General features: G+C 35.4%; 13 protein-coding genes and 3 tRNA genes. 10 read left to right on the top strand and 6 right to left on the bottom strand.

The window, feature by feature from the left end:
* Nucleotides 1–217 precede the first annotated feature (217 nt).
* Nucleotides 218–2,386, top strand: coding sequence for a TonB-dependent receptor plug domain-containing protein (locus tag FLV_RS19405; RefSeq protein ID WP_243236412.1), 2,169 nt, complete (start codon nt 218–220; stop codon nt 2,384–2,386).
* A 4-nt stretch (nt 2,387–2,390) separates the two neighbouring features.
* Nucleotides 2,391–3,182 (top strand): cation diffusion facilitator family transporter, encoded by a 792-nt coding sequence (locus tag FLV_RS19400; protein WP_243236411.1) that lies wholly within the window; start codon nt 2,391–2,393, stop codon nt 3,180–3,182.
* Nucleotides 3,183–3,419: 237 nt separating this feature from the next.
* On the opposite strand, the gene FLV_RS19395 is transcribed toward FLV_RS19400, so the two are convergent.
* The 4 genes from FLV_RS19395 to FLV_RS19380 all read right to left on the bottom strand — a co-directional run bounded on the left by FLV_RS19395 (nt 3,420) and on the right by FLV_RS19380 (nt 5,271).
* Nucleotides 3,420–4,733 carry a site-specific integrase gene (locus FLV_RS19395; RefSeq protein ID WP_243236410.1) on the bottom strand — a complete coding sequence of 438 codons (1,314 nt, stop codon included), beginning with the start codon at nt 4,731–4,733 and terminating at the stop codon, nt 3,420–3,422.
* A 261-nt stretch (nt 4,734–4,994) separates the two neighbouring features.
* Nucleotides 4,995–5,068: transfer RNA gene (locus FLV_RS19390), tRNA-Arg, on the bottom strand.
* A 30-nt stretch (nt 5,069–5,098) separates the two neighbouring features.
* Nucleotides 5,099–5,173, bottom strand: a tRNA-Pro gene (locus FLV_RS19385).
* Nucleotides 5,174–5,187: 14 nt separating this feature from the next.
* Nucleotides 5,188–5,271, bottom strand: a tRNA-Ser gene (locus FLV_RS19380).
* Between the two features lie 240 nt (nt 5,272–5,511).
* Here FLV_RS19380 and FLV_RS19375 point away from each other — a divergent pair.
* Nucleotides 5,512–6,690, top strand: coding sequence for an acetyl-CoA C-acyltransferase (locus FLV_RS19375; RefSeq protein WP_243236409.1), 1,179 nt, complete (start codon nt 5,512–5,514; stop codon nt 6,688–6,690).
* A gap of 67 nt (nt 6,691–6,757) precedes the next feature.
* Nucleotides 6,758–7,519 carry a C40 family peptidase gene (locus FLV_RS19370; protein ID WP_243236408.1) on the top strand — a complete coding sequence of 254 codons (762 nt, stop codon included), beginning with the start codon at nt 6,758–6,760 and terminating at the stop codon, nt 7,517–7,519.
* Nucleotides 7,520–7,712: 193 nt separating this feature from the next.
* On the opposite strand, the gene FLV_RS19365 is transcribed toward FLV_RS19370, so the two are convergent.
* A complete protein-coding gene (locus FLV_RS19365) occupies nt 7,713–8,558 on the bottom strand; it encodes an AraC family transcriptional regulator (RefSeq protein WP_243236407.1) in 846 nt (281 codons plus the stop codon).
* 116 nt (nt 8,559–8,674) lie between these two features.
* On the opposite strand from FLV_RS19365, the gene FLV_RS19360 reads away from it, so the two are divergent.
* The 3 genes from FLV_RS19360 to FLV_RS19350 all read left to right on the top strand — a co-directional run bounded on the left by FLV_RS19360 (nt 8,675) and on the right by FLV_RS19350 (nt 10,919).
* Nucleotides 8,675–9,661 carry an aldo/keto reductase gene (locus FLV_RS19360; protein WP_243236406.1) on the top strand — a complete coding sequence of 329 codons (987 nt, stop codon included), beginning with the start codon at nt 8,675–8,677 and terminating at the stop codon, nt 9,659–9,661.
* Nucleotides 9,662–10,032: 371 nt separating this feature from the next.
* Nucleotides 10,033–10,638: an NAD(P)H-dependent oxidoreductase gene (locus FLV_RS19355; protein ID WP_243236405.1), complete on the top strand. Its 606-nt coding sequence runs from the start codon at nt 10,033–10,035 to the stop codon at nt 10,636–10,638.
* Nucleotides 10,639–10,640: 2 nt separating this feature from the next.
* Entirely contained in the window at nt 10,641–10,919 is a 279-nt protein-coding gene (locus FLV_RS19350) for a putative quinol monooxygenase (protein WP_243236404.1), read from the top strand.
* Between the two features lie 108 nt (nt 10,920–11,027).
* Here the strand turns inward: FLV_RS19350 and FLV_RS19345 are convergent, their stop codons facing one another.
* Nucleotides 11,028–11,735: a class I SAM-dependent methyltransferase gene (locus FLV_RS19345; protein WP_243236403.1), complete on the bottom strand. Its 708-nt coding sequence runs from the start codon at nt 11,733–11,735 to the stop codon at nt 11,028–11,030.
* 220 nt (nt 11,736–11,955) lie between these two features.
* Here FLV_RS19345 and FLV_RS19340 point away from each other — a divergent pair, with 220 nt between their 5' ends.
* The 3 genes from FLV_RS19340 to FLV_RS19330 all read left to right on the top strand — a co-directional run bounded on the left by FLV_RS19340 (nt 11,956) and on the right by FLV_RS19330 (nt 15,375).
* Complete coding sequence (locus FLV_RS19340) at nt 11,956–12,843, top strand: LysR family transcriptional regulator (protein WP_243236402.1); 888 nt, start codon at nt 11,956–11,958, stop codon at nt 12,841–12,843.
* Between the two features lie 292 nt (nt 12,844–13,135).
* Nucleotides 13,136–14,413: a DUF2130 domain-containing protein gene (locus tag FLV_RS19335; protein ID WP_243236401.1), complete on the top strand. Its 1,278-nt coding sequence runs from the start codon at nt 13,136–13,138 to the stop codon at nt 14,411–14,413.
* Between the two features lie 362 nt (nt 14,414–14,775).
* On the top strand, nt 14,776–15,375 hold the full coding sequence (locus FLV_RS19330) for a hypothetical protein (RefSeq protein WP_243236400.1): 600 nt from the start codon (nt 14,776–14,778) through the stop codon (nt 15,373–15,375).
* Nucleotides 15,376–15,651: the final 276 nt, after the last annotated feature.

The raw sequence follows: 15,651 nt of genomic DNA, 5'->3' as shown, positions 1-15,651 counted from the left end.
GTTTTACAATTACACATACTTCTATAATCAAAATTTCTGAAAAGCTTGAATTTATAACAAACGAGATACCGCAGCCTATCTTTTACAATAAGTTTGTTGATTCATCATTCACTTGCAAAATTTGGCAGCCTCCTAAATATCTTAATATTTAAAATAGTTCTAACTTCATGATTCTAGATCATGAATCTATCTATGTATTAATATTAAGAAATAATAAATGTTTAAATATATTTTATTGACTTTGGCAATAGTAAATATTGGCACAGCACAAGCACAAAATAAAATTAAGATTCTCATTAAAAATGCTGAAACAAGTGAGACAATACCTGGGGTAACTGCCAGTATTGGCCAAACTAATCTATCATCTGTTTCAAATGATGAAGGACTGGTTATTTTTGAAAATCTTCAGCAAGGAGTTTATAATGTTACTTTTTCGATGGAAGGTTATAAATCGCAAATTGTAACCGTTACAGTACCCTTTAAAAGCGAAGTCTTAGAAATTTCATTAGAGAGCGAGGCCGAAGAGATGGATGAAATTATAGTCACTTCAACCAGGGGTACACGAACTATAAGCAATATTCCAACCCGCGTTGAATTTATTGCCGGAGAGGAACTGGAGGAAAAAGCCAATATGAAACCAGGGGATATCAGAATGATGCTTAACGAAAGTACCGGTATCCAAACCCAGCAGACCTCTGCAACATCGGGAAACTCCTCTATCAGAATTCAGGGATTAGACGGAAGATATACACAAATATTAAAAGATGGTTTCCCTGTTTATTCCGGAGCTTCAAGTGGCCTGGGATTACTTCAGACACCTCCATTGGACTTAAAGCAGGTAGAAATAATCAAAGGATCCGCCTCTACACTTTATGGAGGTGGAGCAATTGCAGGTTTGGTGAATCTAATTTCCAAAACACCGACCGAGGAAAGAGAACTTCGATTTTTGTTAAATGGAACTTCTGCCCTTGGTTTGAATGTCAATGGGTTTTATTCACAGCGATTCAATAAAATTGGATTGACCGTTTTTGCCTCACATGATCGCAATGCACCTTATGACCCTGCCGATATCCAGCTTACGGCTATTCCAAAATTTGAGCGCTTTAATTTCAATCCGAAATTATTTGTTTATTTTAATGAAAATACAAAATTAAATTTTGGCATAAATACCGTTTTCGAAAATCGTATTGGAGGAAACATAGATTACATAAAAGACCAGAGCAATTTCCCAGACAGTTATTTTGAAAAAAATAAAACGCAGCGTATCAGCACTCAATTTACACTTACACATAGGTTAAGTGAAAAGGAATCACTGACATTCAAAAATAGTTTTAATAATTTTAGCCGTGTCATCACGATTCCTGATTATACTTTTGACGGTATTCAGAATAGTACTTTTTCTGAAATTACATATTCGTTGAATAACGAAAAATCCGAATGGGCTGCAGGAGCCAATTTATATACTGATAAATTTACAGAAAACAGTGCTACCGCTTTTCCCCTTCGAGATTATAATCAGATAACGTATGGGGCTTTTATTCAAAATACTGTAAAAGCAAAAGAATGGCTGGACATTGAAACTGGTCTTAGAGGTGATTATGTTATTGATTACGGGTTTTCGCTTTTGCCTAGAATTTCTGCTTTATTTAAAATCACTCCTAAACTTACCTCAAGACTTGGCGGTGGATTGGGTTATAAAACACCAACTATATTTACCGAGGAAAGCGAGCGTATTCAGTACCAGAATGTATTGCCTATCAACAGTGATTTCAACAAACTTGAAAAAAGCTATGGCGTTAATTTTGATGTAAATTACAAAACAAATATCACTGAAGACATATCATTATCAATCAATCAGTTATTCTTTTATACCAATGTAGATAATCCCCTGATCTTAACTTCGCTTCCTGACAATATTTATCAGTTTGTAAATGTCAATGGCTACTTAGATACAAAGGGCACTGAAACAAATCTAAAACTAGGCTATAAAGATTTCAAACTATTTCTGGGGTACACGTATACTGATGCATCAATAGACGACAACGGTATTAAATCTGAAAACCCTTTAACAGCCAAACATCGATTGAACAATGTTTTGATGTATGAAGTAGAAGATAAATGGAAAGCTGGTTTGGAGGCTTACTATTATAGTCCTCAAAAATTAAATGATGGGACAACTGGAAGAGAATACTGGATTTTTGGTTTTATGGTCGAAAAATTATGGGAGAATTTTTCTGTTTTTGCTAATTTTGAAAACTTTACCGACACCAGACAAACCAAATTTGGAAGTATTTATACCGGCCCAATTTCAAATCCTGTCTTTAAGGATATTTATGCCCCTCTTGATGGATTTGTAATAAATGCTGGTTTAAAAATTAAGCTATAGCGTTATGAAAAAAAGCACTTATAACATTAAAAAGATGGATTGCCCTAGTGAAGAGCAGCTTATCAGAATGAAACTTAGCCATATAAATCAAATAGAACGTCTGGATTTTGATATTCCAAACAGAAAATTAAGCATTTATCATTCAGATGACTCCAATAGTATCACTAGCGCTATTGACAGTCTTAATTTTGACAGCACTTTATTGACCTCTGAAGAAACACTGGATATTTTAACTCCAACAGATGATTCCGGGCAAAGAAAATTGTTATGGCAGGTTTTGATTATAAATCTCTCATTCTTTCTTATAGAAATTATCACCGGATTTATTTCCAATTCTATGGGATTAGTGGCCGATAGCCTGGATATGCTGGCTGACAGCATCGTTTATGGTTTGGCACTATTAGCAGTTGGAAGCACCGTGTCAAGGAAAGTAAGCGTTGCACAGATAAGTGGATACTTTCAAATTGTTTTGGCGATTTTAGGGCTTATTGAAGTCATACGAAGATACGTACAACAGGAAAATATCCCAAATTTCGAAACCATGATTATAGTTTCACTGTTTGCTCTTGCTGGTAATTCATTATGCCTTTATTTACTTCAAAAATCAAAAAGTAAGGAAGCACATATGGAAGCAAGTATGATTTTTACGTCCAACGATGTTATAATTAATCTCGGAGTTATAATAGCAGGTATTTTAGTTTACTATACGAATTCTATGCTGCCAGATCTGCTTATTGGTATCTGTGTTTTTGTAATAGTTGGCAGGGGCGCTTTGAAAATATTAAGATTAAAATAGAACGATTTGCTTTATCAACTCTGTACCACAGGATATTAAATGGTTTGTGCCTATTTTGCAAACTAAAACTGATGCTCTCACGATGGAAGTAAATCTTCAAAAGAACCTTTAAAAATTATAACCCAAACATCAACGTTAAATTCTAAAACGCTGTGATAGATATAGATCTTCAGAATAATAAAAAGCCCATTTCAGGGCTTTTTATTTATTATCTGATCTAATGGAAGTCGTATAAAATTAAGTGATTAAACCGAGTCTTTTTTTCATTTGGATTAAGTCTTTTTCCATTCGCTCAATTGTCTGTAAAGTTAACTCACCAGAAACATTGTCCTTATCTGCCAGTCTGTGTTTTAGTCCCTGCATCTCGCGACCTATTGACAACTGCTCGGTCATTGCATACTGTTCGGTCTGGCTGACAGACTGGTGCCCTAACATTTCTTTTACTACATGAATAGGCACATCATTATTGAGCGTTATAGTGCTCGCAAAAGTCCGTCTCGCCTTATGCGTATTTAAAGCACTTGCTATACCACATAAATCAGCTATTTCTTTAAGATATTCATTCATTTTCTGATTTGAACTTACAGGCAATACCGAATTCCTTTCCAAACAAAGTGGATGATTTCGATATCTCTCCATTATCATAACCGCTTTAGGCAAGAGTGGAATATTAATAGGACTCCCAGTTTTCTGCCGCCCTGTCATTATCCATTTTTCACCATCAATACCTACTTTTAAATCTGACTGTTTCAGATTATAAACATCGACATACGCAAGACCAGTGTAACATTGAAAAACAAAAACATCTCTAACCACACTTAGACGGGCTGTAGAAAAATGATGTTTTTCCAATGAGTCCAATTCATGATTAGTCAAAGGCTTTTTAGGAACTTTCGTTTTTTTGGATTTGAAACGTTTAAATGGATCAGCCGCAATAATTTCCTTATCAACTGCACTAAGGACTATTTTCTTAAAATTAGTAATATACTTAAGGGCAGTGTTGTTACTGATATTTTTTACTGTTTTAAGATAGAACTCATAATCTTTTACAAATTCAAAATTAAGCTCATTAAATTCCATATCCTCAACACCGTATTTATAAAACATAAACTCTCTGACATGATTTTTTGATATCTTGTAACGCTCATGGGTTCCTATAGCATACTCCTCTTTTTCTACCAAAGCCAGCATTTGATCATTGTGAAGCTGAAATTCCTGCAGTACTGTAGATTTTTTTTCTGTTGTTTTACCTAAAGCATAATTAATGAGCTTTATACTGGTAACTGTTTCGCCTTTTTCAGAAAGTTCGTCCCTGTACCGGCTTATTTTAAGTTCAAGTGAGTTTAAAAACAAATTCAAAGTCTTAGCATCTTCCTTATTTCCTGTAGCCCTTGCAGTCTTTTGCTCCCATCGTTTTAGATCCCACTTTCTTTTTGTGGAAGTTTCTTTAGGAACGCCATCTACAGTAATTCTTAGATAAATGTATTTTTCATTGGTACTTTTTACGGAACTCTTCAAAAAGAAGGTAATTCCAAAACTGCTTTCTAACATAATTCAACAATTTAATAAGTTAATAAAGGTCGAATTATAATATCTCTAAATCAAGTCGTTAACGAGCTTTACATGTTGAATAACAAGGCATTAAGCAGTTTTTTGTGGCAGTTTTTTTTATCTAAATAAATTGCCACGAATATGCCATAAAAATTAGTGAAAGAATGAGTGTTTTTGAACTAAAAAAGCGAATAAAAAAAACCCGCATCCAAGTAAGATGCGGGTTTAGGCATTTCAACCAACTTAAAAAATCAGTTGTAGTGATCCCAGAAGGATTCGAACCTTCGACCTACGCATTAGAAGTGCGTTGCTCTATCCAGCTGAGCTATGGAACCATTTTTTTTAAACTTTATGGTAAAGTTTTGTCGGGGTGGCAGGATTCGAACCTGCGGCCTCCTGCTCCCAAAGCAGGCGCGATAACCGGGCTACGCTACACCCCGAGGCAAAATTTAAGCGGAGAGACAGGGACTCGAACCCTGGCGACGGTTACCCGTCGACAGATTAGCAATCTGCTCCATTACCGCTCTGGCACCTCTCCAAGCTCAAGAAACGTGTTCTGTTTTGCGGTTGCAAATGTAAGACAACATTCCATATCTCACAACTATTTTTTCGCTTTTTTTTATCTTTTTGCAATCTTTTTTTTAAAACACTTCACAATCAAACGAATAGAATTAACAAAAATTTCATCTTAAATTTAAAATCCGCCCTATTCAATACAAAATTTGAATTTGTTTAAATAAACAGTAAATTTGCTTTACTAACTAATATTAAACAGAACATGAACAAAAGAGTTGTTATCGTTTCTGCCGTTAGAACACCTATCGGAAGTTTCATGGGAGGTTTATCTACCGTACCCGCACCAAAATTAGGAGCCGCTGCCATAAAAGGAGCACTCCAAAAAATTAATCTTGACCCAAAATTGGTTGATGAAGTTTTCATGGGTAATGTAATTCAGGCTGGCGTTGGACAGGCTCCGGCTCGTCAGGCAGCGTTATTTGCCGGTTTGTCTGAAGAAGTAGCTGCCACAACAGTCAATAAAGTATGTGCCTCAGGAATGAAAGCTGTCATGTTCGCAGCTCAGGCAATTGCCTGCGGAGATGCTGAAATTGTAGTTGCGGGCGGAATGGAAAGCATGAGTCTGATTCCACATTACGTACAAATGCGTGCCGGAAACAAATTTGGACCTGCTACCCTGCTTGACGGAATGCAAAAAGATGGCTTAACAGATGCTTACGATAACAACGCAATGGGAGTTTGCGCTGATGCATGTGCAACTGAATACAACATCAGCCGTGAAGAACAAGACAATTTCGCCATTCAATCTTACGAAAGAAGCGCAAAAGCATGGGATGCCGGAAAATTTGACAATGAAGTTGTTCCCGTCGAAGTTCCGCAAAGACGTGGGGAACCTATTATATTTTCAAAAGACGAAGAATACACTAATGTAAAATTAGATAAAATCCCTTCACTGAGTGCCGTTTTCACAAAAGACGGAACTGTAACTGCTGCAAACGCTTCAACAATCAATGACGGAGCTGCTGCTTTGATTTTAATGTCTGAAGAAAAAGCAAATGCATTAGGTTTAAAACCCCTGGCTTACATAAAAGGCTATGCCGATGCCGCACAGGAACCAAAATGGTTTACTACAAGTCCTGCAAAAGCGCTTCCAAAAGCGTTAAGCAAAGCGGGAATTTCAATCTCAGATGTTGATTATTTTGAATTCAACGAAGCATTTTCTGTAGTTGGTTTAGCCAATTCAAAAATCTTAAATCTCGATAATAATAAAGTAAATGTAAACGGTGGAGCGGTTTCTTTAGGACATCCTCTTGGAGCTTCAGGAGCACGTATTATTGTTACTTTACTGAATGTTTTAGAACAAAACAATGCTAAAACCGGAGCTGCTGCAATTTGCAACGGCGGCGGCGGCGCATCTGCAATTGTTATCGAAAGAGCATAAATAAATATTCAAATCAGGAGTTATTAAATCAAATAACTCCTGATTTTCAACTTATAAATTTCCTTACATGTTTGGAATTTGCAATTTAGCCATAGTACCCGTTCGATCGGAAGCCAGTGACAGAAGTGAAATCGTTACACAACTTTTGTTTGGAGAACACATCGAAATTTTAGAACGTAAAAATCAATGGGCCCGAATCAGGATTCAGTTTGATGATTACGAAGGCTGGGTAGATTCTAAACAATATCAGGTAATTTCAAAAGAGCAATTTGATCAGTTAAGCAAAGAAGCCATTATCTTAAATGCAGATTTGATTGATTATATCACAGCACCGGATAATTTATTGCTTCCCATTCCGCTTGGAGCATCCTTATCTTTTTTAAACAACAGCGAAATCAATACCTCAAATTTTGATTTTGAAGGAACCAAAACAAGTGGCATAAAACCTAAAAATGCTATCATAAACACTGCTTTTATGTATTTGAACGCACCATATCTTTGGGGCGGAAAAACACCTTTTGGCATTGACTGTTCCGGTTTTACTCAAATGGTTTACAAATTAAACGGTTACAAAATTCATCGCGACGCGTCTCAGCAAGCTCTTGATGGCGAACCTTTAAGTTTTATTGAAGAAAGTGAGCCCGGCGATTTGGCCTTTTTTGATAATGAAGAAGGCAACATCATTCATGTCGGAATCATAATGGAGAACAATTACATCATTCACGCAAGCGGAAAAGTCCGCATTGACCGCTTAGACCACTTAGGTATTTACAATCCCGAATTAAACAAACACACTCATAATCTTAGGGTAATTAAGAAGATTATCTAACTCAAAAAAAGCGAATAAAACAGATTCGCTTTGTCAAAAGGAGGTTCATACAATTTTCTTTTTTCTCTCGCAGATTTTGCAGATCGAACAGATTTATTTTAAAAAAAATCCTTTTAAAAATCTGCCAAAATCATTTAAAATCTGCGTGAAATAAAAAATTAGCCAAAATTCGTGAAATTCGTGGCAAAAAAACCTAAGCACTCAATCGAATCGTCTTTCTAAACTCTGAAGGACTATACCCTTTCTGCTTTCTAAAAAACTTATTAAAGTGGCTTTCATCCGTAAAACCAAATTCATACGCAATTTCGTTAATACGCTTATCGCTGAACTGTAAACGATGTTCAATTAATTTGGTTTTGTAATTACTGATATATTGCTGCATTGTTTCGCTGGCATGCTTTTTAAAATAACGTCCTAAATAGGTATTCGAAATCCCAAAATAATCACTTATAGATTCTGCTTTTATTTTCTCCGGATAGTAAATATTATTCTGAATATATTGCAGAATATCCATCGCTTTAGCCTCAGTATCAATAGTAACCTGCTCCGGAAGATATTTCGCAATGTTTCTCGCTACAATAATAATCAGTGTATTCACCAATTGCTGAATCAGTTCCTGATTGTAAATATCCTTATCCTTCTTTTCCCGGCAAATCGCTTCAATCATCACTTTTACCAGACATTTATCAGGATCGTTTTTTAAAATACAGCCCGGCTGATGATTTGCATTTTGAAGGATATATTCCAATCGCTGAATATTTTCATTCTGCAGACTCGAATTTTTCAAATAAATATCATTAAATCTCAAAAAGAAAAATTTCGTTTCAGTTTCAATCGTGAAATTATGACAATCTTCCGGTGTCAATAAAAACAAATGCCCCGGATCATACGTAAAAATATTTTTGTTGATACACTGCGAACCTGTCCCTTCCAAAATATAAACCAGTTCGAAAAAATTATGACGATCTCCTACATCCGGATATTCACTTAGCGTTTCAAAAGAAACCGTAAAAGGTTCATATAAGTTTTCTTTTTTCATAATTCAATTTATTTGAAGGTGCAAATATACCTAAAAAAGACAAAATTATACCAAATAAAAACCCTAAAAACAGTATAATTTTGCTTCATCAATTTTAAAAAGAAAAAAACACAATCATGGAATATAGAAAATTAGGCAACTCAGAACTTGAATTATCAACGATCACTTACGGTGCTTTTGCTATTGGCGGAACCATGTGGGCAGGAACAGATAAGAAAGATTCAATCGACTCGATTCACGCTTCAATCGATCATGGCGTAACTACAATTGACACCGCTCCTTTTTACGGATTCGGCTTAAGCGAAGAAATGATTGGCGAAGCTGTCAAAAGTCACGATCGTTCAAAAATTCAGTTATTGACTAAATTCGGTTTGGTTTGGGACGGAAGCAACAACGGAAAAGGCGATTACTTTTTCGACGCTGATGACGACGGTAAAAAAGTTCCGATTTACAAATATTCATCAAAACAAAACGTAATTAAAGAAATCGAAGAAAGCCTTAAACGCCTTCAAACCGATTATATTGATTTACTGCAAATTCACTGGCCGGACGTTACAACACCAATTTCTGAAACCATGGAAGCTGTTGAAACTCTAATTCAGCAAGGAAAAATCAGAGCATTCGGAGTAAGCAATTATAATGTTGCACAAATTCAGGAAGCACAAAAAACAGTTCAGATCACTTCAAACCAGGTTGCTTATAGCATGTTAAACCGTAAAATAGAAGAAGAACTAATTCCGTTTACACTTGAAGAAAACATCGGAATCATTGCCTACAGCCCAATGGAGAGAGGTTTATTGACCGGAAAATATTTCTTAGACAGCAAATTAAAAGAAAACGATCACAGAAACGGTTATTTCGAAAAATTCGATCTTCAGCAGGTAAAAATCTTAATCGAGGAATTGAGTTCGTTAGCACATTCAAAACACATTTCAATTTCGCAGTTGGTTTTACGCTGGACGACTTTACAAAAAGGAATCTCAATAGTTTTAGCCGGAGCCAGAAACGCAGAGCAAGCCATTTCAAACGCCAAAACAATGGATTTCGATTTGTCAGCTTCAGAATTAGAGTTTATTAATCAGGCGATTGCTAAAATAAAATAGTTTTTTTAAACATAGATTTTCCTTGTAAACAAACATAGTCTGCGTAATCTTATCATTCCGACTGAAAGGAGGAATCACACTAGAAATTCCACAATGCATATCGCCAATCTTTGTCGATTCCCGAGTGTGATTTCTCGTTCCTCGAAATGACAAACATTAAGAACTATGTGTTAGAAACAAGTTTCTTTCAATTCACTTTCCCAAAAAGAAAAAATCTATGTTTCTATGTGTTAAAACAAATTCACAACAATTAAAATAATTTGGGTGTGTCCCAAGGGCCGGGCTTTCGGCTTTATCTTTTGCTACATTTCATTTCGCAAAAGGATACCGCCTCTATCCCTCACACATCCGTTTTCATAAGAACAATTAAAATGAAAAAGATATTTATAATTAACGGCGGACAGAAATTCGCTCATTCAGGCGGACAATTCAATCAAACCGTGCAAGACTGGACAGTTGAATTCCTTTCCAAAAACAACAATTACGAAATAAAAACAACCCATATCGAGAACGAAATCGATCTTCAGGAAGAAGTAGAAAAATTTGTCTGGGCAGATTTAATTATTTATCACACACCGGTTTGGTGGTTTCAGATTCCGAATCTTTTCAAAAAATATATTGATGATGTTTTCACGCAGGGGCACAATAACGGAATCTACAAAAGCGATGGCAGAAGTCGTGTAAATCCAGACATCAATTACGGAACAGGCGGACTTTTACATGGACGCAAATACATGCTTACCACAAGCTGGAACGCACCTGCAACTGCTTTTACACTTCCGGGAGAATTCTTTGACGAAACTTCTGTTGACGATGGTGTCATGTTTGGTTTCCACAAAATGAATAAATTCACAGGCTTGCAAAAAGTAAACGGATTTCATTTTCATGATGTTGAAAAAGGCGCAACACCTGAAAATATTCTTATATTTAAAGAAAATTACACCAATCATTTAAAAGAAATTTTTAAAACTTTATAATCATGATTTCAATAACTGCCATTTTTAAAGGTAAACCAGAACATAACGATCAAATACAAAAGATGCTGCACCATCTCATTACCGAAACCAGAAAAGAAGAAGCCTGTGTTCGTTACGATTTACATACAGCCGAAAATGTATTCATCATTTGGGAAGAATGGAAAGATCAGCCGGGACTTGACATACACAATTCACAACCCTATTTAGCCGATTTTATTTCTCAAATCAGGGATCTCGTTTCAGATCCTATTCAGGTTTATAAAACGACTCAGATTTTATAATTTTTCTGCCACGACCCGAGCGACAGTGAATAGGCGAAGCAATTCACGAATTAATCTAAGACTTTACGTAAAATTTTAAAAATAATTCGTGAATCGTGGCAAATAAAACTACTTTATCCCTCCAAAAGCCCCGAAACACATATTTTTATGTAAAATTTCGACTTTTGAGAAACCTACTTTCTTCATCAAATCTAATTGGTAATTCATTGATCTTGGAGAATCTTCAATTTCGATATAATCCAATACTTTCTGACAGTACTCTGCTCCTCCTATCCCTTCTAAATATTCACCATAACGCTGCCAGGTATATTCGTTCAACAAATCGGTGTCTTGTGTTATCAAATCTGAAATCATCAAACAGCCACCAGGTTTCAATAATCTAAACAATTTAGCGAAAGTCGTTTCCCAATCCTGATCATCACGCAAATGATGTAAAACTGCACCAGCCAAAATAATATCAAAACTCCCTTCTTCTAAAACTGTTTCCCGAATATCACCTTGCCTGATTTCAACTTTTCCATTTGTTGCTTCCGAAACCCTTTCAAAAGCACGATTCAACATTGGCAAACTCAAATCGACCAAAGTGCAGTTTAAATTCGGCACTTTAGACAACATCATTAAAGTATAATTTCCGGCTCCACAGCCAATATCCAAAACGTTTTGAGCATTCGGAACAATACGTTTTGAAGCTTCAGTTATTAATTCCAAAGAAATCGTAGCATCAATAGTTGCCACCTGTCCTGTTTCTAAATTGGAGAATCGTTCAACATCATTATCAAAACGTTCTTTGATTTCTTGTGTGGTTGATTTTTTCATGGTCTTTGTTTTTTAATCTCTCGCAGATTGAGCAGATTGAACGGATCCTTTTTGCTAATATTGATCGGGATATTGTGATTAAGATGATTTTATCTAAATTCATAATCTGCTATATCTGCCCAATCTGCGAGAGAGTTATTTTTTTCTTTTTCAAAACTAGCTCTTTCATAAATACTTTAAAAATACTATTTTTATCAATTAATAATACTTTAAAAGTATCATGGAATTACGTCATTTAAAATATTTCCTCGCTGTGGCCGAAGAACTGAACTTTACCAAAGCTTCAGAGAAACTCTTTATCTCCCAGCCGCCATTGAGCCGGCAAATCGCAGAATTAGAAGAAGATCTTCAGGCAAAACTCTTTATTCGAAACAACAAAAAAGTAGAATTGACGGAAGCAGGAAAATATTTTAAAGAAGAAGTAACAGCACTTTTTCAGCATTTGGAACGCATTTCGGTAAAAACAAAAAAGATTGCAGAGAATGTTTCCGGTGAATTCAGAATCGCTTACATCAGTTCCATTTATTCCTCTGTGATTTCAGAATTGATTCAACATTTAAAAGAGCAGTTTCCCTATGTGAATTTCAAATTATTCGAAATCTCCACAACCAAGCAAATTGAAGCTTTAGAGAAAGGAAAAATTGATTTAGGCATTATCCGTTCACCTGTAAAATCTCCCAAAATAAAATCACAGTTATGGTTTAAGGACGGATTTTCGGTTGTTTTCAATGAAAATTTCATCAACATTGATTCAGAAAAAGATATTCCAAACCTTGAAAATGAAACTTTTGTTTTCTTCAACAAAGATTACGCACCTCATTATCATGAAGTTTTATTGGAATTATGCGCTTTTTATGGCTTTACGCCAGAAGTCGTTCACGAGTCTAACAATATTAATTCGATAGTACAATTAGTAAAAAACGGTTTAGGAATTTCAATTGTCCCATCTAATATTGCCCGAAATAATCAGGATCATGACCTTCGTTTTGTTGAACTCAAAAAAGTCAATTTATTTACGGATGTTTCATTGATTACTTCGAAAGAAGATCATTCTGAAATTACGCAGTCTGCTGTTGAGTTTTTATTGAAGAAAAAAGATTCCCGATAAAGTAACCATAAAGTTTGTCATTCTGAGGAACGAAGAATCCCCTCAAGTAATTCGACAAAGATTGGATTCTTGCAATGGAGCTACTAGTGTGATTTCTCCCTCCGGTCGAAATGACAAACCGTATAAAAATATCTGTCTAAATCATTTTAAATCTGCGTGAAACAAAAAAGTTAAAGAAATTCGTGGCCATAACAAAAAATCGTTACAATTTAGTACAGTAATCCACACCATAAAAAGAGAACTTTTAAATACCTTAGCAAATTATAATTCTACTCCATAAAATCAATAAAAAATGGCTGAACAATCTTCAATTCAGTGCCCAAGCTGCGGAACTCCTATCGATGTAAATGATGTTTTAAAACACCAGCTGGAAGACAGCATCCGTAAAGAATTTCAACAAAAAGCTACTATTCAAAACCGTGAATTAGAGCTAAAAAACGAACAATTCGAAAAAGCCAAAGCCGAATTTGAAGCCAAGAAAAAGCAGGAAAACGAATTATTTGCTGAACGATTGGAACGTGAAAAAAAGGCTGCTGAAAAAGAAATTGGTGAAAAGCTGAAAACCAAGCTGGAAGAAGAAAACAAAGACCGTTTGTTATTGATGGAAAAAGAACTTTCTGAAAAGTCGGATAAAATTCGTGAACTGAATAAAATGCAGGGCGAAATTGCCAAATTACAGCGTGAAAAACTGGAAATGAAGGACGCAATCGAAGCCGAAGCTCAAAAACAGCTTAACGCCACTTTGGTCCTGGAAAGAGATAAAATCCGTAAGCAGGAAGAAGAAAAAAATGAACTAAAAATAAAAGAATACCAAAAACAATCAGACGACCAAAAAAAGCTGATTGAAGAAATGAAACGCAAACAGGAACAAGGTTCTATGCAATTGCAGGGCGAAGTAATGGAATTAGCAATTGAGGAATGGCTTGCTAATAATTTTCCGTTAGACAGCATCGATGAAGTTAAAAAAGGCGCAAACGGAGCCGATTGTCTTCAGATTGTAAATACCCGCGAACTGCAAAATTGCGGCTCTATTTATTACGAAAGCAAACGAACAAAAGCTTTTCAGCCTTCGTGGATCGAAAAATTTAAAAATGATATCCGAACAAAAAGAGCCAACATCGGCGTTTTGGTTACCGAAGTAATGCCTGCCGGAATGGAAAGAATGGGCATGCGAGACGGCATCTGGATTTGTACCTACGAAGAATTTAAAGGTTTAAGTGCCGTGCTTCGTCAATCTTTGATTCAGGTTAGCCAGGCAGTTCAGGCGCAGGAAAACAAAGGCGATAAAATGTCGATGTTGTACGATTTCTTAACAAGTAATGAATTCCGTTTGCAGATTGAAGGAATTGTCGAAGGCTTCACCCAAATGCAGGGCGATCTGGATGCTGAAAAAAGAGCTATGCAAAGAATCTGGAAACAGCGCGAAAAACAAATCGAAAAAGTAGTGCATAATACCTTAGGAATGTACGGGTCAATTCGCGGTATTGCAGGAAATGCGGTTCAGACCGTGAGAGCTTTAGAACTCGATTTTATCGAAGATGACAATGAAGATCCTAAAGAATTAGAATAGTTTTCGGTATAAATATCAGGAGCTTATTCCAGCTGTACACTATATCTTTTATGGCAAACCCTGCCATAAAAGGATGCCGTTCCCATCTGGGCTACGGCAATTATTACTTTTAAGGTATTCAGAAAATCTCAGAAGTATTCTTTATAAAGTAATTTACCTCATTTTTCATGTAGAATTGTTAAGAAATTTTGCTTTTTATTTTTAGGCAAAAACTCAAGCAATTCTTTTTCAACGCCTTATCACTTTTTTTTCACTAAAAACTTAACATTGGAAAGCTTGTTTTATAATTATCTTTACTTAACTGTAAATTAACAATTTAGTTACATTAAAAAGATAATTCTCATATAAATGCATCTATAACTATGGAAAACAAGACCGAAGAAACAAATCCTGAGAAAATTGATTCTCCAAAAACAGAAAATATTCAGCCTGCAACAGAAAACGAAAATACACCGGAAATAAAAAAGCCTGTCCGCAGAGCTCCGGCTAAAGCAACTCCTGCTAAACCTGCTGCAACGGGTACAGCAAAACCGGCAGCAGTAAAAACTCCTGTAAAACCTACAGCACCTACTAAACCAGCAGCAATAAAAAAAGCTCCTGCAAAAAATATAGTATCACCTACTGTAAAACCAGAAGAAACGGTTGCAAAAACTGCTGTTGCTGAATCAACAGAGCAAACTACCAATGAAACTGCTGCCGCAGAACCTTCAAAAGATAAATCAGATAAAAAGAAGAAAAAAGTGAAAGACAAAGAAAAAGACAAAGCGAAAAAGAAATTAGCAAAGAAAAAAGAAGAAGCTAAAAAAGACAAAAAGAAAGAAAAAGCTAAAAAAGCAAAACTAAAAGCCGCAGCCAAGAAAAAGGAAAAAGCCAAAAAAGCTAAGGAAAAGGCGAAAGCTAAAAAAATAGCAAAAAAGAAAGCGAAGTCTAAAAAGAAGGCAAAAGCTAAAAAGAAAAAATAATATGGAGAAAGGTTTGACTTGAGTAAAGTTGAACCTTTTTTTTGTAGTCATTCAAATCGAATGTCATTTTCACATTATTTATAGCAACATGAACTCTTTATCTTTCTTAAAGCAATATGAATAGGATAATTATAAATAGATTTAGTAAATAATTCAAGTTGCTAGTTTGGATATCATAAAAAAACAAAGCAGAGGTTTAGTAAATTTGTTTTGCGAACCAATAAACCTCACCAATGCTTTGTAAAGACAAAATTATATCAATTTTTTGTTTAATAG

This window comes from Flavobacterium pectinovorum (genome assembly GCF_022802975.1).
Lineage (GTDB): Bacteria > Bacteroidota > Bacteroidia > Flavobacteriales > Flavobacteriaceae > Flavobacterium > Flavobacterium pectinovorum_B.
This window is presented reverse-complemented; position numbering and strand designations above follow the sequence as displayed.